Origin of the sequence: uncultured Agathobaculum sp. (assembly GCF_963927765.1) — a bacterium.
Classification (GTDB): Bacteria; Bacillota; Clostridia; order Oscillospirales; family Butyricicoccaceae; genus Agathobaculum.
In genome coordinates this window covers 1-18,452 of the sequence record NZ_CAWVCU010000006.1, presented here as the reverse complement: position 1 = coordinate 18,452, position 18,452 = coordinate 1, and the positions used below count along the sequence as shown (strand labels likewise).

General features: G+C 49.4%; 29 protein-coding genes and 1 tRNA gene. 23 read left to right on the top strand and 7 right to left on the bottom strand.

The genetic code is table 11. The annotated features are described in order from the left end of the window. Positions 1-2: 2 nt before the first annotated feature. Positions 3-87, top strand: a tRNA-Tyr gene (locus ABGT74_RS00325). 164 nt (positions 88-251) lie between these two features. Here the strand turns inward: ABGT74_RS00325 and ABGT74_RS00320 are convergent. The 4 genes from ABGT74_RS00320 to ABGT74_RS00305 all read right to left on the bottom strand — a co-directional run bounded on the left by ABGT74_RS00320 (position 252) and on the right by ABGT74_RS00305 (position 1,984). Next, positions 252-560: a tyrosine-type recombinase/integrase gene (locus ABGT74_RS00320; RefSeq protein WP_346703991.1), complete on the bottom strand. Its 309-nt coding sequence runs from the start codon at positions 558-560 to the stop codon at positions 252-254. 7 nt (positions 561-567) lie between these two features. Then, complete coding sequence (locus tag ABGT74_RS00315) at positions 568-1,326, bottom strand: site-specific integrase (protein WP_346703990.1); 759 nt, start codon at positions 1,324-1,326, stop codon at positions 568-570. Between the two features lie 123 nt (positions 1,327-1,449). Further along, on the bottom strand, positions 1,450-1,728 hold the full coding sequence (locus ABGT74_RS00310) for a DUF4160 domain-containing protein (protein ID WP_317394447.1): 279 nt from the start codon (positions 1,726-1,728) through the stop codon (positions 1,450-1,452). Next, complete coding sequence (locus ABGT74_RS00305; RefSeq protein ID WP_346703989.1) at positions 1,712-1,984, bottom strand: hypothetical protein; 273 nt, start codon at positions 1,982-1,984, stop codon at positions 1,712-1,714. The genes ABGT74_RS00310 and ABGT74_RS00305 overlap by 17 nt, the downstream gene beginning before the upstream one ends. 105 nt (positions 1,985-2,089) lie before the next feature. On the opposite strand from ABGT74_RS00305, the gene ABGT74_RS00300 reads away from it, so the two are divergent. Further along, complete coding sequence (locus ABGT74_RS00300) at positions 2,090-2,320, top strand: hypothetical protein (protein WP_346703988.1); 231 nt, start codon at positions 2,090-2,092, stop codon at positions 2,318-2,320. Here the strand turns inward: ABGT74_RS00300 and ABGT74_RS00295 are convergent. Both ABGT74_RS00295 and ABGT74_RS00290 read right to left on the bottom strand, forming a co-directional pair. Next, a complete protein-coding gene (locus ABGT74_RS00295) occupies positions 2,308-3,306 on the bottom strand; it encodes a hypothetical protein (RefSeq protein WP_346703987.1) in 999 nt (332 codons plus the stop codon). The two genes, ABGT74_RS00300 and ABGT74_RS00295, sit on opposite strands and share 13 nt — an antisense overlap. A gap of 301 nt (positions 3,307-3,607) precedes the next feature. Continuing rightward, the gene (locus tag ABGT74_RS00290; protein WP_317394451.1) at positions 3,608-4,000 is read right to left on the bottom strand and encodes a helix-turn-helix transcriptional regulator; all 393 of its coding nucleotides are present in this window, start codon (positions 3,998-4,000) and stop codon (positions 3,608-3,610) included. Positions 4,001-4,138: 138 nt separating this feature from the next. Here ABGT74_RS00290 and ABGT74_RS00285 point away from each other — a divergent pair, with 138 nt between their 5' ends. From ABGT74_RS00285 to ABGT74_RS00215, 15 genes are all read left to right on the top strand, one after another. Next, complete coding sequence (locus ABGT74_RS00285; protein WP_317394452.1) at positions 4,139-4,294, top strand: hypothetical protein; 156 nt, start codon at positions 4,139-4,141, stop codon at positions 4,292-4,294. Between the two features lie 113 nt (positions 4,295-4,407). Then, positions 4,408-4,785 carry a helix-turn-helix transcriptional regulator gene (locus ABGT74_RS00280; protein ID WP_346703986.1) on the top strand — a complete coding sequence of 126 codons (378 nt, stop codon included), beginning with the start codon at positions 4,408-4,410 and terminating at the stop codon, positions 4,783-4,785. A 59-nt stretch (positions 4,786-4,844) separates the two neighbouring features. Next, positions 4,845-5,042 (top strand): helix-turn-helix domain-containing protein, encoded by a 198-nt coding sequence (locus ABGT74_RS00275; RefSeq protein WP_054326286.1) that lies wholly within the window; start codon positions 4,845-4,847, stop codon positions 5,040-5,042. Further along, a complete protein-coding gene (locus ABGT74_RS00270; RefSeq protein WP_346703985.1) occupies positions 5,032-5,304 on the top strand; it encodes a hypothetical protein in 273 nt (90 codons plus the stop codon). The genes ABGT74_RS00275 and ABGT74_RS00270 overlap by 11 nt, the downstream gene beginning before the upstream one ends. Positions 5,305-5,327: 23 nt before the next feature. Beyond that, positions 5,328-5,849, top strand: coding sequence for a hypothetical protein (locus ABGT74_RS00265; protein ID WP_346703984.1), 522 nt, complete (start codon positions 5,328-5,330; stop codon positions 5,847-5,849). Positions 5,850-5,933: 84 nt separating this feature from the next. Further along, a complete protein-coding gene (locus tag ABGT74_RS00260; protein WP_346703983.1) occupies positions 5,934-6,260 on the top strand; it encodes a hypothetical protein in 327 nt (108 codons plus the stop codon). Positions 6,261-6,276: 16 nt separating this feature from the next. Continuing rightward, positions 6,277-6,543 carry an ATP-binding protein gene (locus ABGT74_RS00255; protein WP_346703982.1) on the top strand — a complete coding sequence of 89 codons (267 nt, stop codon included), beginning with the start codon at positions 6,277-6,279 and terminating at the stop codon, positions 6,541-6,543. Between the two features lie 128 nt (positions 6,544-6,671). Beyond that, complete coding sequence (locus ABGT74_RS00250) at positions 6,672-7,016, top strand: hypothetical protein (protein WP_346703981.1); 345 nt, start codon at positions 6,672-6,674, stop codon at positions 7,014-7,016. Continuing rightward, a complete protein-coding gene (locus tag ABGT74_RS00245; protein ID WP_346703980.1) occupies positions 7,013-7,306 on the top strand; it encodes a hypothetical protein in 294 nt (97 codons plus the stop codon). Before ABGT74_RS00250 ends, ABGT74_RS00245 begins: the two co-directional genes overlap by 4 nt. A gap of 88 nt (positions 7,307-7,394) precedes the next feature. Next, a complete protein-coding gene (locus tag ABGT74_RS00240) occupies positions 7,395-7,985 on the top strand; it encodes a phage scaffolding protein (RefSeq protein WP_346703979.1) in 591 nt (196 codons plus the stop codon). Between the two features lie 77 nt (positions 7,986-8,062). Further along, the gene (locus tag ABGT74_RS00235) at positions 8,063-9,307 is read left to right on the top strand and encodes a major capsid protein (RefSeq protein WP_346703993.1); all 1,245 of its coding nucleotides are present in this window, start codon (positions 8,063-8,065) and stop codon (positions 9,305-9,307) included. Beyond that, positions 9,258-9,590 (top strand): hypothetical protein, encoded by a 333-nt coding sequence (locus tag ABGT74_RS00230; protein ID WP_346703978.1) that lies wholly within the window; start codon positions 9,258-9,260, stop codon positions 9,588-9,590. The genes ABGT74_RS00235 and ABGT74_RS00230 overlap by 50 nt, the downstream gene beginning before the upstream one ends. Positions 9,591-9,594: 4 nt before the next feature. After that, positions 9,595-9,960: a hypothetical protein gene (locus tag ABGT74_RS00225; protein ID WP_346703977.1), complete on the top strand. Its 366-nt coding sequence runs from the start codon at positions 9,595-9,597 to the stop codon at positions 9,958-9,960. Then, a complete protein-coding gene (locus ABGT74_RS00220; RefSeq protein WP_346703976.1) occupies positions 9,960-10,385 on the top strand; it encodes an HK97 gp10 family phage protein in 426 nt (141 codons plus the stop codon). Before ABGT74_RS00225 ends, ABGT74_RS00220 begins: the two co-directional genes overlap by 1 nt. Then, the gene (locus ABGT74_RS00215; protein WP_346703975.1) at positions 10,382-10,792 is read left to right on the top strand and encodes a DUF6838 family protein; all 411 of its coding nucleotides are present in this window, start codon (positions 10,382-10,384) and stop codon (positions 10,790-10,792) included. Before ABGT74_RS00220 ends, ABGT74_RS00215 begins: the two co-directional genes overlap by 4 nt. Before the next feature lie 162 nt (positions 10,793-10,954). Here the strand turns inward: ABGT74_RS00215 and ABGT74_RS00210 are convergent, their stop codons facing one another. After that, positions 10,955-11,854, bottom strand: coding sequence for a site-specific integrase (locus ABGT74_RS00210; RefSeq protein ID WP_346703974.1), 900 nt, complete (start codon positions 11,852-11,854; stop codon positions 10,955-10,957). Between the two features lie 220 nt (positions 11,855-12,074). On the opposite strand from ABGT74_RS00210, the gene ABGT74_RS00205 reads away from it, so the two are divergent. The 6 genes from ABGT74_RS00205 (at position 12,075) to ABGT74_RS00180 (ending at position 18,406) form a co-directional block, all read left to right on the top strand. Continuing rightward, positions 12,075-12,341, top strand: a complete 267-nt coding sequence (locus ABGT74_RS00205; protein WP_346703973.1) for a hypothetical protein — start codon at positions 12,075-12,077, stop codon at positions 12,339-12,341. 1,345 nt (positions 12,342-13,686) lie between these two features. Beyond that, positions 13,687-14,331, top strand: coding sequence for a Crp/Fnr family transcriptional regulator (locus ABGT74_RS00200; protein WP_346703972.1), 645 nt, complete (start codon positions 13,687-13,689; stop codon positions 14,329-14,331). Positions 14,332-14,374: 43 nt separating this feature from the next. Next, positions 14,375-15,427, top strand: coding sequence for a hypothetical protein (locus ABGT74_RS00195; protein ID WP_346703971.1), 1,053 nt, complete (start codon positions 14,375-14,377; stop codon positions 15,425-15,427). Between the two features lie 6 nt (positions 15,428-15,433). After that, a complete protein-coding gene (locus ABGT74_RS00190) occupies positions 15,434-16,666 on the top strand; it encodes a CpaF family protein (RefSeq protein WP_346703970.1) in 1,233 nt (410 codons plus the stop codon). A 13-nt stretch (positions 16,667-16,679) separates the two neighbouring features. After that, on the top strand, positions 16,680-17,474 hold the full coding sequence (locus ABGT74_RS00185; RefSeq protein WP_346703969.1) for a type II secretion system F family protein: 795 nt from the start codon (positions 16,680-16,682) through the stop codon (positions 17,472-17,474). A gap of 2 nt (positions 17,475-17,476) precedes the next feature. Beyond that, complete coding sequence (locus ABGT74_RS00180; protein ID WP_346703992.1) at positions 17,477-18,406, top strand: type II secretion system F family protein; 930 nt, start codon at positions 17,477-17,479, stop codon at positions 18,404-18,406. Positions 18,407-18,452 lie beyond the last annotated feature (46 nt).

The following is an 18,452-nucleotide window of genomic DNA, read 5'->3' as shown; positions in this document are numbered from 1 at the left end:
ATGGGAGGTTTCCCGAGTGGCCAAAGGGAACAGACTGTAAATCTGTCGTCTATGACTTCGGTGGTTCGAATCCACCACCTCCCACCAGTTGCAAAAGCACTTCGTTCTGGAGTGCTTTTCTTCTTTTGTGTTCAAAAAAGTTCTTATTTCAGCAAAATTCGGTTTTCTGGAAAAGTCGCCGTAAAACGGGGCAAAAAGGGAAAAAACGGGGCAAATAAGGGAAAAGACAAGGGAACAAAAACGGGCCGATTTTAGCTGTCCGCATAAGCGAGATTCTGCGTAGCGCGGCGCTGATCGCTTGTATCGACATGAGTATAGATCTCTGTTACGCTGACAGAAGAATGCCCCAGCAACGTCTGCACGGCCCGCAGCTCTGCACCGCCCTTAATCAAGTAGGTCGCATAGGTGTGACGGAGTTTGTGCGGCGACAGCTTTCGGATGGGCAGGTCGGAAAAGAACTTATCATACTGCCGCCGGAAGGAACCGGGTGTCATATAACCACCGCTCCGAATGGCGGGTACAACATATATGCTTGTTTTGGGCGCAGATTTGAGCCACATGGCGAGTTCATCCCCATAGGTAAACAATACCATCCCCATAGGTAACAATACGTACCTTGTCATTTTTGGATCGCTCTACGGGCAGAAATTCGCCCTTTGCGACGCGGGTTACTGCACGGCGGACGGTGATGGTTTTTTCTTTCTGATTGATATCTCCCCAACGGAGCCCCATGATTTCTTCAGACCGTAAGCCAGTATACAGCATCAACGCAATAGCAACGCCGAACGGTTTGTCCAGATTTTTTATAATGGTCTGGATCTCATCGAGAGAAAACCATTCGATCTTTTTGAGCGGTGCTTCAGCTTTGACTGAGAGACCCTCGCACGGATTCTGTTGCCGCAAGCCATTTCTAACTGCGCTTTTCATAATCTGATCTACCGTAATGAAAATGTGATGCCTGGCACTTTTGCTAAGATGCGATGCCCGCCCCATTAAATGCTCAATATCTGCCGGGGTGACCTTTGCGATCTGCTTTTTCCCTATAGCCGGGAGCACATATTTGTTGCAGTATAATTCGTAATTGGCATAGGTGCGATAAGAAACTGAGCCCTTCTTGAGCTCAAGCCATTCTTTTCCCCAACCATCTACTGTCTGCCGCGATTCCTTTTGTCGCTTTCCTTTTTCGACAAATTCTTCGTAAGCGGCCTTGGCCAACGCCTTTGTCCGTCGGCAAAACGATTTCTGAATGTGGCTGCCATCCGGCATGTCAATCCATACGCGCAGCTCCCAACTGCCGTTTGGCTTTTTTCGAAAACTTCCGTTCATAATAGAAAAACCCCTTTCTTACCGTAAAAAAGTGTGGTAAAATAGGGGTACTGATTGACCGTCCAAAGTTTATCAGTACCCCGTCCCACTCTGGTGTTGGTAGCACCAGGGCGGGATTTTTATTCAGCAATAGAAATCAGCGGAACCGAAAAAGCCGATCCATTTCTGGATGACCTCGCTGCTGCGGGCTTCGATGATCTCCATGATGTTCCGCAGGGTGCGCTCAGGGATTTTTGATCGGTTGTGACACAGATAACATTTTCCTGCGCGGGTGATCCACACCTTCGTTGCATTTGATGTCGGCGCGCCCTGAGCGATATGAACATGCACCGGCTCGAGAGGTTCATTTTCGTTTGCCCAAAAATAGACCCAGTAAGAGCCGACCTTAAAGATTTGCGGCATTGTCGAACCCGCCTTCCTGTGAGAACTGCAGGATCAGGTGCGCTGTGGATTCGATGACCTCCTGATAACGCGCAATCTCCTGATCGGTAAAGCCGGCAATGTCCTCCCATCGGTATCCCGGCAGGTAACAGGTTGCATGGCGGAAGCCCAGTTTCTCATCGGGCCGTTCCATATAGACTTTGACCGTGCCGTCCGGCCGCATTTCGGAGTGGACGATCTCGGTATTATCGTCAAGTGTCATAAACGGGTACATCATAGAAATGCCTCCTTTTGTCGAAAACGGTTCAAGATTCGGTTTTTCTCAAACCGGTCAAAAAGTTCTCATTTCAGCTCTTTTCAAATTCGCTGCGGCGCGGCATGAATGCTGGAAGAAAATCAGGATTTTACGCCATATGCGCCGCAGTTCGGCATTTCGCGAAAAACCAAGCCGAAAAATTATCTCGATGTTTTGCGGGTTGATGGATATTTCAGCGCTGAACCGAAAAGAAAAGTTCGGATTTTTTATGTTTTGCATGGTAGCGAACTGCCCGCAAAATCGGGAAATGCAAACGGGCGAAAAAGTTCGAGGAAAGGCAGTTCTCATTCCACCTGAAAAGGCAATCCTTTCTCTTTTTTGTACAGAGAATAACTGTTACCGCGCTTCTCACGTCTTATTTTATCAGCTTTCAGCAAATGACTAACTGCTGTCCCAATAGTAGGCTTTAAATCAGGATCAAAGTGTTTGTGCAATTCTCTTTGCAACACGCCAGGGTTTTCTTCAATGACTTGAAGAACCGCATCATCGGCGTGCTGAAGAAACGCCTGCCGTTTCTTGTGAAGGTCAAAAGTCCTTTTTCGCTCGTCGTAATTCAAAGTGAGGTCTGAATACCGCTCCTTTATTCTATCAATAAAATTGAAATCTGGATTTTGACTATTATGACAGTGCATCCAACTATCTTCAAAATATTGACGGCCTGCAGATGTTTTTGAACAATATTCTGCAAGCTTTTGCGCTGCAATAAGCGCCTGCTGATCGTGCGCAATGGCATCATCAATTGAATCAAAACTGTATAAATGTGGCATCCAGATATATTGCTCTAATTGGTCAATATACTCTGCGTTTGCAGAGTGAAATTTCGATTGAGCCTTCTCTTCTTCGAAAGAGCGATGGAACTTGGGATTAGGGCTGTTTTCGTAATACTGTTGCGCACGTTCAAAATCAGTTTCGCGAAGATATTCAATATCCTCATTTGTTAAATCTTCTCCGTCAGCGCGCACGATACTCTGGCCATTACTGATATATGAAGCGGCTGTCCTATCTGATATAGATGGTGCTTCCGATTCCTTCGAAACTTTGTCTGCACTGATTATTGAAGAAACTTTATTACGTTTCCACGGCCTCCACATCAGCCAAATGAAAAATGCAAACAGCGCAGATGTCGCGAGCAAAGCGGGACGGAGATCCCTCTCCTCGGCGGTTTGCGCGGTTACGGCCATACTGATATACACAATAATACCGAGCACAAAAAATGCAGTCACCCCGTACCGCAGGCAACCGCCTTTGCGTTGACTCGGGACAGAGACTTTGGACTTGCGCATAATTATCACCTTAACACGGGCCAATTCACTCGAGGACTTAAATTCATAGATACATCTTGCCTTGAGGACCGATATCCGTGATGTATCACAAATGATACTTGAATTACTGCACGATAAGTGGTAAAATCATCCTATCAGAAGAACCAAACAAATGTTCTACTTTTTAAGGAGCCGGGATAGGATGGAAAAACAAGAGCTAATCAATTACATACTCCAAAAATTACAACTTTTAGACGAAAATAAACTGCAAACCGTTTATCGTTTTGTTCTTCGTCTTACGAAGTAAAGATAATGGCTGGCCTTACGGGTCAGCCTTTTCTTTTTGCATTTCTTGCAGCAAATTGTCTGCCACTTGTTCAAGCAATTTCCACTGATCGGTGTTGAGTCGCGCTAGTACCGATATGAGCCTTGTGCGAAACCCATTTTCATCTGTAAGAATATCGCTAAAAAAGTCCGCCAATTCTTCGTTCCGACTAAGATGTACGAACATGTCGCCTTCACCAGTACGTAGCCAATGTTCATTCACATTAAATTCCCGGCAAATATCTGCGATTGTACGTTCACTGGGCTGAGATGCCCCTGAGCATATTTGAGAAACAAATGCTTGTGAAACATTTATCCGGTCTGCGAATGCTGTTTTTGTCATTCCCTTTTCTCTTATTATTGCGTTTATACGTTCGTTCAGAAATCCCATAATTTCCACCCCCATGCCTTAATTAAAGCATAAGTGGTCTATGAAGTCAAGGAGAAATATAAGTCACTTATGAAATTGTGTTGAAATCATAAGTGAGCTATGATAAAGTATAAGCAACTTAGAAATGGAGGTGAACGGATGGGACAGGATGAAAAGAAACTAGCCAGGAAGCTGGCGGAAACCGTGAAGGCTCTTCCCTCTGACAAACGTGAGTATCTGATCGGATTCGCGGAGGGCGTTGCAGCAGTCACAGAAAATAAGGAGTCTTCGGACAAAGATGCACCTACTCCATAATTTTGTGGTAGCGGTGGAAGCACAGTTGCACCGGGCGACAGGAGGTGAGACGAATGGATATCGCATCAACTATCCGCTCGGTAATCACGAAACGGGGGCTGCCCTAGAAAGTAGTGGCCGAACGATGCGGCTTTACCGAACAGCAGTTTACGGACATGCTCAAGGGCCGTAAGCTCATCCGGGCCGAATATATCCCCCGAATAGCAAGTGTGCTGGGCTGCACACCGAATGACCTGTATCCGGAAGCGGATGAAAGGGCTGAAAGAAGCCTCGAAGAAACGAGCTGCCCGAGGTCGAAGTTTGAAATCACCACTGATAATGACACGATAACGACCATTTTTATGAATGGTCAGGATATCACTGAAAATGCCATATCTGTAATATTCAAGCATGCTGCATGCGAACCGCCAACAGTGACGATCGAGTATCTGGCGGATGAATGCACGGTTCGCACACTTGATGAGTTGATCATCACGAAAAAGAAAACGTGATTTGAGTCCGCGGTCAGGACGACACGTCACACTGTAATTTAAGAGAGGAGGACAGCCCTATGTCTGAAACATATACCGTAGTTGAGTGCGCACGGCGCATGGGAATTGATCAGCAGACATTGCGAAATCTGATCAAGACCAAACAGGTTACATTTGGATTCGCATTCCGTCAGCCGAGCGGCCGGATCCACTGCGTGATCCCCAAAAAGGCGTTCGACAAATTTATGGAGGAGGGGATTTCAGATGATGCCACTTGAAAGTCTCCGGCTGAAGCCCCATCACATTGCTGGCGCGGCCTGTGGGCTGGATGCCTTGGCACTGCTATCGGCCACCGGGTACTGCGAGACAGGCGCTTTGCCGCTGGGACTGTACGCGGTGCTGGCACCGGTCCTGCTGCTGGGCGGGGTGATCCTGTACCAGCTCACCATGCGGCTGTACCGTGACGACCGCCGCCGGCAGCGCCGGGCAGAGCGGGTCTCCCGACTTGACAAGATACAGGAGAGGAGGAAAGCACAGTGAGCAAGACCGATTTCGGAAAGCTAATGGAAGAGACCCTGGCAAACAAACGCGAAGAGCAGGAGCGAGCCGCTTTTGAAATGTTCGGCAAAGGCGGGTACACCGCCAAGGATGTCGCGGAGGCAATAGGAACTAACTCGCTCCACGAGGTGAGCGTCCTGCTGGAACGGTACAACGAGCGGCAGCTATCCAAAGGCAAACCGCCTGCAGTGCTGGCAGGGTCAGTGAAAATTCCGCAGAGCAGTACGGTGCCCGTCGTTGGGCCGATCATCAGCTCTGCAGGTGATGATCAGTCCCGTGTGGACGTAATGCTCAACGATGATGACCGCGCGCTGGTCGACCGGATCGCACTCAACGCGCTGACCATTGCGGTCGCAGACTGCGACGATGGTATCCGTGCAGGCCAGATCTGGCGTAAGGCACTGACTACCATCGACACATGGCTGACATCGATGCTGCCGGAGATCCGCAAGGTGCCCGACACAGTGCAGCCCTGGGCACAAATCGCAGCCGCGATCGCGCTGGCTGAGGTAGATGCGGATGAATAAAAAAGCCGCTTCAGGAGCTGGCACTCCGTCGGCGGCAAAGGAAATTGTTCAACTTCATAATACAATCAAGGAGGAAACTTGTCAATGCTGAAGATCAACTCTATTGGAAACCAGACCGCTGTGACGGCAGCCGGCAGTATCAAGACTGTAGCCGCCGATTTTGCTGCGGCGATTGGCTCACTGTATGCCCAGATCGCTGCGGAGGATCAGAATGCGGCAAAAGCGTTCCGCCGTATGATCGTGCAGGCGGTAGCCGATCCGGGGTCGCCTACCTGGGCGCTTGATATCACGGCGCCGCGCTGCGCAATGGTGCGGGATCAGAAACAGGGCTTCTCGGCCGCCGACATCAGCTCTGCTGTTAAGGCAGGTGCGCCGATCGACGCCATCAAAGCAATGCTGCATGACGATTAAGAGGAGGGGATACATCATGGACAAAGCTATCAAGATCACCAGCTTGGAAGCAGAAAACGTCAAGCGCATCCGTGCGGTCAAGGTCGAGCCTACCGCCGCCGGCCTGACTATCATCGGCGGGGACAACAACCAGGGCAAGACCTCGGTACTGGATGCACTCGCGTGGGCGTTGGGAGGGGATCGCTTCCGGCCATCGCAGGCTGCACGCGAGGGCTCAGCGTCTCCGCCGCACCTCAAGGTCATGTCGAAGATGACCCCGAAGGCGCGCTGGCCGAGAAGATGAGCCGGAACCATTCGTTTGACGCAAAGCAGTGGCGTGAATACCGGAGTGTTCTCGGCAAAAATGCCCCGAAATCGCTTGAAGAATTCCAGCGTATCAAGTATACTGAAAGTGAAGAATGGAGGCGGCTTATGGAAAACAAACGGTTGTTCAGTAAGATCGACAGCACCGATTCCTATTCCGCCGAATACAAGTCCAAGCTGAAGAAAACCTATCAGTACTTCAGCGATGAGGGTTTTGAGTTCCGCGAGCATGCGTTGAATCGAGTGCTGGGACAAAAGAGCGGCAAGGATAAATTCACTTTCACCAACGAGGAGCTGCTTGACGTTCTGAAGAAGCCCTGCAACTACCGACAGCCGGATGGCAAGCAGATCCGGTTCTATAACGGGATTGCAGTTGTATCTGCCGAAGATACCGGCGAGATCGTAAGTGTGGTAGTCAAGCGGGCCGCAAGAAAGGACTGGGATGCAATATGAAACACACAAACGCATTGATGCTGATGATCGCGAAATTCCTGTATGGCGAATATGACGCGGAGCGGTTTTCTTTTGATTTCCCGGCAACGCTGTCCGACACTTACGATGCGTTCCACAAGGAGAACGCGGATTTGTGCGATTATCTCGAAGAGGAAATGCCCGAAGTGTGCGGATATTTTGACCCGCACGGCACGGGCGATCCGGACACACTGGGTGAGGAGCAGTTCCGCAGCCGTGTAATGGAGATTTACCAGAAGGCGCTGCCGCTGTCCATGCGGCCGGCATCGTAACACAACTAAATGAACGAAACCACCAAGACGAAAGTCAAGGTGGTTTTTTCATGCGCAAAAATAAGAAAGGACGTGACAATATGGACTTTTGAAAACACTGTTTGAAGCCGGCGCGCTGACATGGGAGCAGTTTTCCGAGGCGGCGAAGAAGGCGGGCTTCGAGGTGGTCAACGCTGCAGGGGGCGCTTATGTCCCCAAGGCAGACCTGGACACCAAGCAGCGCGAGCTTGATACCGCGAACACCACGATCAAGGATCTGCGCGAGACTGCGAAGGCATGGGACGGCAAAGACCCGAAGAAGCTGGAGGACGACCTCAAGACCCTCCAGACCAAGTACGACACCGATACTGCGAATATTAAGCGGGACGCCGCGATTGATCTTGCACTGGTAAAGGCGCATGCTCGAGATCCGCAGCTGACCCGTGCCGCGCTCAAGATGGATGAGATCAAGCTGGACAAGGACGGCAAGGTCACTGGCCTTGATGCGCAGATCGAGGGGCTGAAGAAGGATAAGGCATGGCTGTTCGAGGACGAAGCAGGCAATGCCGGTAGTAATGGTAAGGGCGCAGCCGGCGGCGATCCTGCTGCGGGCGGCTCTGCATACAATCCCGCCGCTGGCGGAAAACCCAATACCGTGACCGACTTGGGCAGTGCGATCGCGGAACATTACAATGCGTAAAAGAAAGGAAGATGACAAATGCCCGTAACACTTGCACAGGCAAAGGTCGGTATGGCTGACCACGTTGACAGCAGGTCATTGACGATTTCCGCCGCGGCTCTCTGCTGCTCGACCGTCTGACCTTCGACAACTCGGTATCGCCCGGTACCGGTGGTTCGACCCTGACTTATGGCTACACCCGGCTGAAGACGCCCGCCGGCGCCGCATTCCGCGAGCTCAATGCGGAGTACACCGAGACTGTAGCTGACCGCGAGACCAAGAGCGTCGACCTGAAGATCTTCGGCGGCACGTTCAAGGTAGACCGTGTGCTGGCAAATACGACCAACGGCCAGATCAACGAAGTGCAGTTCCAGCTGCAGGAGCATATCAAGGCGACGATCAACCTGTTCCACTACACCGCGATCAACGGTGATGCGGATACGACTGGCTTTGACGGCCTGGACGCGATGCTGGCCGGCAGCTCGACTGAGCTGAATACAAGCGCACAGACCGCGATCGACCTGTCGACCTCGTCCGCGATCGACACCAACTACAAGACCGTGCTGGACATGCTGGATGAGCTGCTCAGCGAGCTGGACGGTCAGCCGTCTATGTTCATCGGCAATGGCGCGCTGCTGACCAAGATCCGCTCCTGCGCCCGCCGTGCTGGCTACCTGACCCACTCGGAGGACGCATTCGGCCGCCCGATTACCGGGTACAACGGCATCCCGCTCGTGGATGTACAGTATTTCTACGACACCGCTCAGTCGAAGGAAGTCCCGGTCGTGCCGATCGTATCTCGTAAGTATGGCGATAGCCCGTCCGAAACCACGGTCGACGGCCTGACCGATCTGTACGTGGTGCGTCTGGGTCTGGACGGCTTCCATGCGGTATCTCCCGCAGGCGGCAAGATCATCAACACGACCCTGCCGGACTTCACCACCGCAGGCGCCGTCAAGGCGGGCGATGTGGAAATGGTTGCGGCAACCGTCCTGAAGAAGACCCGCGCGGCCGGTGTGTGCGCAACTTCAAGGTCAAGTAAGGGGGACTTTGACATGTACAGAATCAAAGCACCGAGTGAAAGCTATGAGCGCAAGATCGGAGGGATCCGTTTTGTAAAAGGCGTCGCCGAGACGGATGATGCCTGGCTTGCTTCCTGGTTCTCCGGCCGACCGGGCTTTACGGTCGAGCCGGTACTGGTAGAAGCGCCGGCAGAAGGCACGGAGGAAAAGCCCGCACAGGACAAAAAGCCGGCCGGAAAGCGAGGGAAGCAGGATGACAAAGGAAAAGCTGATGACGCGGGTGAAAAGCCTGCTGCAGACGGCGCCGGAGCCGGTGCTTGACTTTGCCTGCGATCTCGTGATCGAGGAGATCTGTAACTACTGCAACCTCCCGGAAGTGCCGGATCAGCTGCTGAACACAGCGGCCCTGATGGTGCGGGGGCTTTACAACAGTACACAGCTGAGCGCAGAGCAGATGCAGCCGGCGGTCAAGGGCGTGTCGCGCGGCGATACGTCCTATTCTTTCGTGTCCGTTGCCGAGCAGATGGCCCAGCTTGTCTCCTCGGGCGATTTCCTGACGGACTACCGCGTGCAGCTGAACGCTTTTCGGAAGATGCGGAGGTGATGGCATGCTGGGCAATCCTGATCTGGAGCGCAAATGGCTCGAGATGACCTATGACGGCGTGATGACCGTCACCGGCAGCAAAAAGGAAAATGTGGACGGAGAGACGGTCTCCATACTGAATGCGGTACTGTACGAAAATCAGCCCTGCGCGCTGTCCTTCTCCGGCACGCCGGATGGCAATCAGGGCGAAGATGCAGGTGAGATCAGCTACCGGGGTACGATCTTCTGCGCGCCGGAGCTGGACATCCCCGCGGGTTGCCGGATCACGGTCAAGCAGTACGGCAAGACCTATGCGCTGGTATACAGCGGAGAAGGGATCACCTACCCGACGCATCAGCAGTTGTCCGTCAGCCGGAAAGGGCGTGCGTGATGGCGAGCTGGGGGAAGTGCGATTTCTCAGAGTTCAAGGCTATGGCCGATCGTTTCCGGTCTGCCGCCGATATCCACGCCAGCGAGCGGTTTACCCGTGAGGTGCTGCTGGAACTGGGCAATATGCTGCTTGCCGGCACGAAGAGACGGACTCCTGTTGACACTGGCAAACTGAGGGGCAACTGGTTCATTACCAACGTCCGGCAGCGCGGTGATGTATTTGAGATCGAAATCTACAACAATACCGAATATGCCCCCTGGGTAGAGAACGGCCACCGCATTGTTGTGCGTGGCAAGACGGTGGGCTGGTGTGAGGGCTTCTTTATGCTGCGGCTCTCCGTGACCGACGTGGAACGCCTGGCGCCCGAGGTGATCGGCAAGCGGTCGGATGAATTCCTGAAGAAGCTGATGGAGGGCAGTAAATGATCAACGTGACAATGGAGATCAAAACGGCGCTACGCACGCAGTACCCGGAGGCTCAGTACGACGTGTACACAGAATCCATCGAGCAGGGCTTTTCCGAGCCGTGCTTTGCCATCCATCAGCTGACCGCAGACATCACGCCGTACCCGAACTACCGGACTGAGATCGTGCAGCACTTTGACGTGAGATTCTTCCCTACGGAAACACGGCCGCGCGAGCAGTGCAGGGCGGTGGCAGAAACACTTACCTTCCTGCTTCGGCAGCTCAGCAGCCTGCGCGGTACGAACCTGAACTGGGAGATCACAGACGATGTGCTGCACTTCTTTGTCAGTTACCGGCAGTTTGTACGGGAGATCCCGGAGGAGTACCTGATGGAGATTCTGCAGCAGAACACCAGAACGGAGGACTGATATGGCAGTCAGAAAGAAGCAAACCGAAGCAAAAACGCCGGAAGTGCCTGCTTTTACCAATGATATGCGGTGTTGCGTCCAATATGGAGTATGTGCTGTAAGTCAGAAACGGTCATCAAATCCGGACAGTCAATATCGTCCAGCAAGAAGTGTTTAGACATATCACTTACCTCCTTCCCGCAGGGACGCAAGATAGATACGCGTCACGTCCTCGCGCTCATGCCCTAACAGGCGGGATACCTGCCGGCAGGCGGCATGCTCGTCCAACCCCTGTTTGCGGCAGGCCAGATACTGCTCGACCGCGTATGTATGGCGCAGACCGTGGCAGGTCAGCGGACGATGTCGATCGGCGATCTGCACAGCGTCACGGTGCCGGTATAGGAAGCACTGGAAACGGTTGATCGCAAGGTCGGTTGGGGTGTCGTCTGACACGAACAGCTTATGCCCACGCGGCGTTTGCCGCAGCATGGCTTCCAGTTCGAGCTGTGCGGTGCGGGGTAGGGGGACGGTGCGGATTTTGCCGCCCTTGCCCTTGATCGTCAGCTGGCCGGTTTTGATGGCACGCTGGGCGGTTGCGGTGTCCAGTCGGAAGATCTCATGAACGCGCAGGCCACAATGCCGCGCCAGGAAAATTGCGGCAGCGTAGTCCTCACGGCCTTCGCCCCACGCCTTGCCGATCATGCGGTTGACCTCATCATCGTGCCATGTGCGGTCGACTTTACCAAACGAGCGGCGTTCCAGATCGAGCATCGCGTTGGTCGGCAGCTTGGGATGCTTGCGGCTCGGAAGCTGATCGTGGAAAAAGCGGATAGCGGCAAGGTCGGTTTTGATTGTGGACGCCGCACGGCCATTTTCCTTGAGGAACTCCGTATACGCGAAAATGTGCTTGGGCGCGATGTTGGCCACGCGCTCCACATGATAAACTTCCGCGAGAAAGTAGCAGAAGCGGCAGACGGCTTCCTTGTAGCGGCGGCGGGTCTGGATACTGCCTTGGCGGCAGTGGCGGAACACGCGCTCGACTTGGGCTAGCAGGTTTTGATAGATGGCATAGGTTTTCATCATTGCACCTCCTGTGCGTTGGGAGACAGGCGCAGCTCACCCGTCTGCAAAAGGACGGATTTCCGCCCGGTTTCCCCGTGCCGCACAGAAAGTTGCACATTTTTGATGCGTATTATCGCGCTGTTTCCGGTTAAAATGCGTGTTTTCCTGCCGGAATGGGGAAGGGGAGCGGCGGGCTGTCAGCTCTGTCTCTGTTGGAATTTTGGTTAGCATTGGTTGCCGCATGAGCCGTAAAAACGGCTGCACCTTGGGTGCGCGGCGAGCGCAGCGCCGGGAAAATGCCGGTCACGCAAAGCGTGTGCGCTCTTGGTCGGCTGCCGGCAGCGCAGCCGATGTGCGCGGGGAAAAAACCGTCCTGCCGGACACGGGCGAGGGTACGCCAGCCCCTCTTGGCGGCCGCACCGGCTGTGCGGATCGCCCGGAGAAATTTGCTTTTCATTTCCGTCTGTCTGTCCTAAACCAAAACGCTGCGAATGGGCAGTGCCGGTGAGAGGTCACGCGTTTTCGCCTTTTGCGGATGGGCAAGTGCGGCGTTGTTTCGGCTTCCTGACGTGCATCGTGCTGGCGTGCGCGGTGCCCGTTTGTGGCGCGGAAGCAAGTTCCGATCATTTCTGTTTGGCTGTTTTCTCATGCAGATTTTCCTTTCTGAACGCAAAAACGGACATAATACTGCATAAAAACAGTTTTACGTCCGTCGTTCAATATAAGCTCCGTTGTAGGTTATTCGGTATTTTTGAAAGTCATACAGTCCGGCGGGCAGACTGCTCCCCGGGCGGGCTACACAAACTCAAAAATACTCTGACCTGATCAAGCATCGTATGACAATAAACTGGGAGTTTGTACACTTGCGGGGTTCGCAAGGGCAAAGCAGGATGTTCAGGCCATGCTTCCCATCTCAGTCATTGCATAAAATAGCTTCGTATCCATCGTTCAAATGCTGCAAGCTTTCCGATTTCTCTGAATTCTTAGCATTTTGACAACTCAAAGGCATACTATCCCCTGGGCGGTTTACTCTGACAAAATTACTCTGACATGGTTCGAGTATATTGTAGTTGGCTCCAAAAGTATTGTAAAGATGAAAAGTTTTCGCCTTGCTTTCTCGTGTTTACGACTATCCGGCACATGGCTACCTTGAATACTTGCCTGTAAGCTGGTTATACCCGCCTTCAGCACAGAAGTAGTTCCGATTGTTCCTGTTTTACTGATTTCGCACACAAATGCTCCTTCCCTTGGTACAAAAAAGGACATAGCACTGCACAGCAGTTCCATGTCCTTGGGGTTTTTCATTTCATACAAATTTCGTGCGTATACCTGCGGTATCGCACCAATTCTTGGCTGCCAATTCATCAATAACGGCTCAGAAGGCAGACTACCTCCTGGGCGGTGATACGATGACAACAAAAAATACGAAAACCTGAGTTCATTATGATTATAGCGCGGCGGATGCCGCTTGTATAGTTGACATTTTGTCGGGTGGGATATTTTAGGTTGTGTAATGCTTATGGTGGAATTATGTCACTGATTGCATGAAGAATATTGCTCAGATATTCTACAAATTGATGGATGGAATGAACGATGAGTAGTGTGAGAGAAATAAAAAGTTACTTTGCTGCAATACAGGATGTTATAGTCCATTTTTTCTGTTAAGTGTAAGTGATGCTTAGTTTGTTGTCGTTTTTTGTGCATTGCTTATTTATTATGGGAGAAGTAAACTGTCGAGCTAAAGTGGTTGCTATCTGTAAGAAGACCATCATTTAGCTATCACTTACCATATTTATTGCTTTAACCTTAAAACAGAATTTCAAAAATTATCCTATGTTAATGCGGTTTTTGACATGGTTCGGTATAATAAAAAATATATAGGGAAAGAAAGGGGATTTGGGGGAATTGTGGAAGCGAAAGAATTTTTTGTAAATATTCTGCATGTCTCAAGCCCTGATTTGTTACATGATTTATTGAATATTACGGAACATCGCCGAATACGCGCGGGTGAATTGTTGGTCAGGGAAGGAGAGCGGCAGCGAGAATTTCCTTTTCTAATAAAAGGGATTTTACGAGGTTTTTATTTGGATATAAACGGACACGATATTACAGATTGCTTTGGTTTTAGTTGCGGAACACCTGCAATGTCATATAACTCTAATCGATTTCCATCTCCAATTAGTATTGAGGCGCTTTCAGATTGTGAGCTCTTGTGTTTAAGAGAAAAAGCGGTAGAAGAAATTATGAAGAAACATCCGCAGTTGCTTGAAATATATAACGCTATGTTGCAAAACGCTTTTCAGATTCATTGGGAAATTAAAAATATGATATGTCAACACTCTGCAATGGAGCGCTATTTGTGGTTCTGCAAATCTTATCCAGGGTTGGTGGATCAGGTGAGAAATAAATATATTGCTTCTTTTTTAGGCATGACACCGGTGACGCTAAGTCGGCTCAGAAGAACACTGCGCGAGGAGAATGTGCCAGAAGAAACATAACAAGGGGGGGAGCGTAAGCGCGACTGCGCTTATAAGGAATGTTATGATAAACAAGATTGAACTTTATTTAGCGGATGAAGATACTCTGTATCTGGAACGGCTTTCTATGTATTTACTCAGCAAGCGCAATATGTTTCAGTTACATACTTTTTCCGATTGCAAAAAATTGGAATGCGCTATTGAAGAAGGTAAAACCAGAATTGATATATTAGCAGTCAGTGAGCAGTTTCAAAATAAGGTTGCGGAGCGTATCGCAGCAAAGGTTAAAGTGTTGTTATGTGATCAGCTTGATACAGGAGTAGAAAACGGCTGGCTTCATATCAACAAGTTTCAGAAAACGGATCACCTGGTCGCACAACTATTGCAGGCTTATGAGAAGGAAACTGGGCAGCTGAAAATGCATATTCAAGGAAAAGGTTCTTGTCAGATTTGGGGAGTGTATTCTCCGATTGGCGGTTCTGGAAAGACTGCAGTTTCTTTACTTCTCAGCCGTGCCGCTATAAAAACAGGTTTCAAAGTGTTTTACTGTAATATGGAGCATATTTGTTCCTTTCAAAGAAAAGGAGGACAAGGGAGTAGTTTGTCCAATGTTTTATTGGCTCTACAAACGAAGGGTTCAAATTTGGAACTACAGATCAACATAAATTCTGTCATTGATGATCAAAGCGGGATTAGTATGTTCGCTGCACCTGAAAGTACGTTGGAATGGAATGAAGTAAATGCGGAAGATGTACGACGCCTTTTAGCTGCGTTATCCAACACAGGGATGGCGGATATTGTTATTCTTGACTTTGACAGTGAGCTAAATGCAGATAAAGTGACCTATTTGCAGTGTTGCGATCATATATTGATGCCTGTGCAAAAAGGTGATGCAGCAGAAAAAAAACTACAGGTTTTCAGGCGGGAACTGGAATTACGTGCAGCGGAATTCAGTGCGATGTCAGAAAGAATACGGTATGTTGAAAATAAGGCGCAGCAAGTCACAGATGCTGGTATTCCGTTTGATGCGGTGTTTGCATCGCTGGAGCAGTGTGCCAGCAGTGCTCCGATACCGCCAATTCTTCTTCAAATTGCAAAAGAATGGGCAAGGAGGTAAGGGAAGATGGGTGATTTGCAAGAAATAATTGCCCAAGTCAGACAAATTTTATCCAATCGAATCGATTTGACGCAACGCATATCGGATGAAGATGTTCGTCAGGCTATTGCAGATATTATTGCGGAGCGCTCAGGTGAACAATATCTTTCTATTAGCGATAAACGAAAAATTATGGATGGAGTATTCCAGTCTATGCGCGGGCTGGATGTGTTACAGCCGCTGCTGGATGATCCGTCCGTAACGGAAATTATGGTTAATGGACCAGATAATATTTTTTATGAAAAAGCTGGTCAATTATATCAATCTGACGTACATTTTCGGGATCAGAAGCGTTTGGAAGACGTTATTCAGAATATTGTTGAACCAATTAACAGACAGGTAAATGAGTCAACACCGATTGTGGATGCTCGTCTGAAAGATGGATCACGCGTAAACATCGTATTGCCTCCTATAGCGCTGAGCGGACCAACAGTGACAATTCGTAAATTCCCGGAATCACCGATGACCATTCACCAGCTAATACAATTAGGTTCAATCACGCAGGAAGTAGCAGATTTTCTGCATGATTTGGTGTTGGCTAAATACAATATTTTCATCAGTGGAGGAACTGGTTCGGGCAAAACCACTTTTCTTAATGCTTTGTCTAACTATATTCCCAAAGATGAACGGATTATCACGATTGAGGATTCTGCGGAATTACAGATCCAAGGTATTCCCAATTTAGTGCGTTTGGAAGCACGCAATGCTAATATGGAGGGAAAAGGTGAGATTACAATTCGTGATTTGATCAAATCTTCGCTTCGTATGCGCCCGGAGCGGATCGTGGTTGGTGAGGTTCGAGGTCCGGAAGCGTTAGATATGTTGCAGGCAATGAATACCGGACATGATGGATCATTGTCAACTGGTCATGCAAATTCTGCGAAGGATATGCTTAGTCGATTGGAAACGATGGTTTTGACCGGTGCAGATTTTCCAATCGAGGCAATTCGGCAGCAAATTGCTTCAGCGGTTGATATCATTATCCATTTAGGCAGACTGCGTGATCATTCAAGGCGTGTTCTTGAGATTACAGAAGTTCTTCAATATAAAAACGGAGAAATCCAGCGTAATGCACTGTTTTGTTTTGAAGAGCAGGGAGAAGATGAAAAAGGTCGGATTATTGGCGTGCTAAAGCGCACAGAAAATGCGATGCAACAGACAGAAAAATTCCGGGCTGCCGGTTTAATCTGTCGCATTTGAATGGGGGATAGATGTGAAAAAAAGAGATGCCAAGAAAGAAGTGATGCAGCTTCGTTCCGATGGACTAACCGACTATAACATTTACATAATGCAGAAAAAAGAGAAGATCGCAAATATTCTATTTGCTGCGATAGCCATTTTTTCGGTTGGCATGATTTTTTATCATAATATCATTTTATCTCTGTTGCTTGCGTTATTCAGTTTGCGTTTTCCGCGTATCCGTACAAAGCAAATAATCATAAGTCGGAAAAAGATGCTCAATGCGCAATTTAAGGACCTTCTGTACTCACTATCGTCATCTATGGTGGCTGGTCGCTCATTGGCAAGCGCTTTTGGAGATGCAGCAAGAGATATGCAGGTGTTGTATCCGGATCCGGAAACACCAATCATGCAGGAAGTGGGGTATATTGTGCGGGAATTAGAGATGGGCGAAAATGTCGAGAATGCAGTTGCACAGTTTGCTGAACGAGCGCATCTGGATGATGTGACAAATTTTTCTGATGTTATTCGGACATGTAATCGCTCTGGCGGCAATCTGATTGAAGTGATCCGCAATACCTCGCAGATTATCAGCGATAAAATTGAAACAAAGAATGAAATAGAAACTTCGATCGCAGCAAAAAAGTTTGAATCTCGAATCTTATGTGTAATGCCAATTGTTATGGTATTGCTACTGAGCGTGAGTTCGCCAGACTACATGGCTCCAGTCTTTAACACTGTGCAAGGCACTGTGGTCATGACGATTTCAATTGTTATGTTTGTAGCAGCATTTTTCATTGGAGAAAAGATTATGAGTATCGAGGTGTGAGCATGGTTGTTGTGATTAGTGCTGTATCAGCGGCACTGCTATTGGTGGCAGTTGTTTTGATATTAGTTGCATGGCGTGGTTCGCGTGGTGTGTTCGATGAATACCTTGAGCCTCTGGATGAAAAACAGTTTCATATTAAGAAATATCTTGGTATTGGCCTTTGGTTTATGCAGCATTTCCCGGTGATGCGCTGGGTACCTGCTGGGTTTAATCATACGGTTCAGCGCTATGAAAACAATATACGCAGCAAAGTCGCAGAATTATACAGCATAAGATATCAGGATTATTTCATGCAGATTCATATAGCTACTCGATGGTTAATGGGACTACTTGGTTTTTTCTTTCTCAATTTGTTTGCATTGGTGATGGCTTCAGGAGGGGATTGGCAGACCGGTGCTGTCATGACGGCAGGCAGTTTTTGTGCAGCTGTCGGTTTGCCGTTGCTACAAGATAAAAATCTGGACAGCAAGGTTGAGGATAGACGTACCAAACTACGCATTGAGTTTCCGGAATTCATCAATAAGCTGGTGTTGCTGGTTAACGCTGGAATGACTATTCCGCGTGCTTGGGAAAAGATTGCAGATGAGAGTAATGTGGATAGCATACTGGGACGTGAATTACAGATTTGTATGGCGGATATTCGTTCCGGTAAGCCGATTGAAATTGCTTATGAAGAATTTGGTCGTCGATGTAGGATTAAAGAAATAATAAAGTTTGTTTCAGTTATTATCCTAAATATTCGCAAGGGTGGTAACGAATTGGTGTTGACCTTGCAGGCACAGTCCAATGAATGCTGGGAAATGCGAAAATCGGCAGCGCGGCGGCTCGGGGAACAGGCTTCCAGTAAAATGATGCTACCAATGGCAATTATGATGCTTGGTATTATGATGATTGTGGCATTGCCTGCAATTCTGTCGATCATGAGTATGTAGGTGTACTTAATGATATTGAAAATGATACGGTGGAAAGGAGGGGGAA

What these genes read in the sequence shown, in the direction of transcription:
- ABGT74_RS00270 (WP_346703985.1), top strand. Translation starts at nt 5,032, where the DNA reads ATGCCACTTGAAAGTCTCCGGCTGAAGCCCCATCACATTGCTGGCGCG.
- ABGT74_RS00305 (WP_346703989.1), bottom strand. Translation starts at nt 1,984, where the DNA reads ATGATGTACCCGTTTATGACACTTGACGATAATACCGAGATCGTCCAC.
- ABGT74_RS00260 (WP_346703983.1), top strand. Translation starts at nt 5,934, where the DNA reads ATGCTGAAGATCAACTCTATTGGAAACCAGACCGCTGTGACGGCAGCC.
- ABGT74_RS00210 (WP_346703974.1), bottom strand. Translation starts at nt 11,854, where the DNA reads ATGATGAAAACCTATGCCATCTATCAAAACCTGCTAGCCCAAGTCGAG.
- ABGT74_RS00310 (WP_317394447.1), bottom strand. Translation starts at nt 1,728, where the DNA reads ATGCCGCAAATCTTTAAGGTCGGCTCTTACTGGGTCTATTTTTGGGCA.
- ABGT74_RS00220 (WP_346703976.1), top strand. Translation starts at nt 9,960, where the DNA reads ATGGCGAGCTGGGGGAAGTGCGATTTCTCAGAGTTCAAGGCTATGGCC.
- ABGT74_RS00230 (WP_346703978.1), top strand. Translation starts at nt 9,258, where the DNA reads ATGACGCGGGTGAAAAGCCTGCTGCAGACGGCGCCGGAGCCGGTGCTT.
- ABGT74_RS00285 (WP_317394452.1), top strand. Translation starts at nt 4,139, where the DNA reads ATGGGACAGGATGAAAAGAAACTAGCCAGGAAGCTGGCGGAAACCGTG.
- ABGT74_RS00290 (WP_317394451.1), bottom strand. Translation starts at nt 4,000, where the DNA reads ATGGGATTTCTGAACGAACGTATAAACGCAATAATAAGAGAAAAGGGA.
- ABGT74_RS00250 (WP_346703981.1), top strand. Translation starts at nt 6,672, where the DNA reads ATGGAAAACAAACGGTTGTTCAGTAAGATCGACAGCACCGATTCCTAT.
- ABGT74_RS00320 (WP_346703991.1), bottom strand. Translation starts at nt 560, where the DNA reads ATGTGGCTCAAATCTGCGCCCAAAACAAGCATATATGTTGTACCCGCC.
- ABGT74_RS00205 (WP_346703973.1), top strand. Translation starts at nt 12,075, where the DNA reads ATGAGCCGTAAAAACGGCTGCACCTTGGGTGCGCGGCGAGCGCAGCGC.
- ABGT74_RS00300 (WP_346703988.1), top strand. Translation starts at nt 2,090, where the DNA reads ATGCTGGAAGAAAATCAGGATTTTACGCCATATGCGCCGCAGTTCGGC.
- ABGT74_RS00295 (WP_346703987.1), bottom strand. Translation starts at nt 3,306, where the DNA reads ATGCGCAAGTCCAAAGTCTCTGTCCCGAGTCAACGCAAAGGCGGTTGC.
- ABGT74_RS00215 (WP_346703975.1), top strand. Translation starts at nt 10,382, where the DNA reads ATGATCAACGTGACAATGGAGATCAAAACGGCGCTACGCACGCAGTAC.
- ABGT74_RS00255 (WP_346703982.1), top strand. Translation starts at nt 6,277, where the DNA reads ATGGACAAAGCTATCAAGATCACCAGCTTGGAAGCAGAAAACGTCAAG.
- ABGT74_RS00245 (WP_346703980.1), top strand. Translation starts at nt 7,013, where the DNA reads ATGAAACACACAAACGCATTGATGCTGATGATCGCGAAATTCCTGTAT.
- ABGT74_RS00200 (WP_346703972.1), top strand. Translation starts at nt 13,687, where the DNA reads ATGGTTCGGTATAATAAAAAATATATAGGGAAAGAAAGGGGATTTGGG.
- ABGT74_RS00195 (WP_346703971.1), top strand. Translation starts at nt 14,375, where the DNA reads ATGATAAACAAGATTGAACTTTATTTAGCGGATGAAGATACTCTGTAT.
- ABGT74_RS00265 (WP_346703984.1), top strand. Translation starts at nt 5,328, where the DNA reads ATGGAAGAGACCCTGGCAAACAAACGCGAAGAGCAGGAGCGAGCCGCT.
- ABGT74_RS00180 (WP_346703992.1), top strand. Translation starts at nt 17,477, where the DNA reads ATGGTTGTTGTGATTAGTGCTGTATCAGCGGCACTGCTATTGGTGGCA.
- ABGT74_RS00225 (WP_346703977.1), top strand. Translation starts at nt 9,595, where the DNA reads ATGCTGGGCAATCCTGATCTGGAGCGCAAATGGCTCGAGATGACCTAT.
- ABGT74_RS00275 (WP_054326286.1), top strand. Translation starts at nt 4,845, where the DNA reads ATGTCTGAAACATATACCGTAGTTGAGTGCGCACGGCGCATGGGAATT.
- ABGT74_RS00190 (WP_346703970.1), top strand. Translation starts at nt 15,434, where the DNA reads ATGGGTGATTTGCAAGAAATAATTGCCCAAGTCAGACAAATTTTATCC.
- ABGT74_RS00315 (WP_346703990.1), bottom strand. Translation starts at nt 1,326, where the DNA reads ATGAACGGAAGTTTTCGAAAAAAGCCAAACGGCAGTTGGGAGCTGCGC.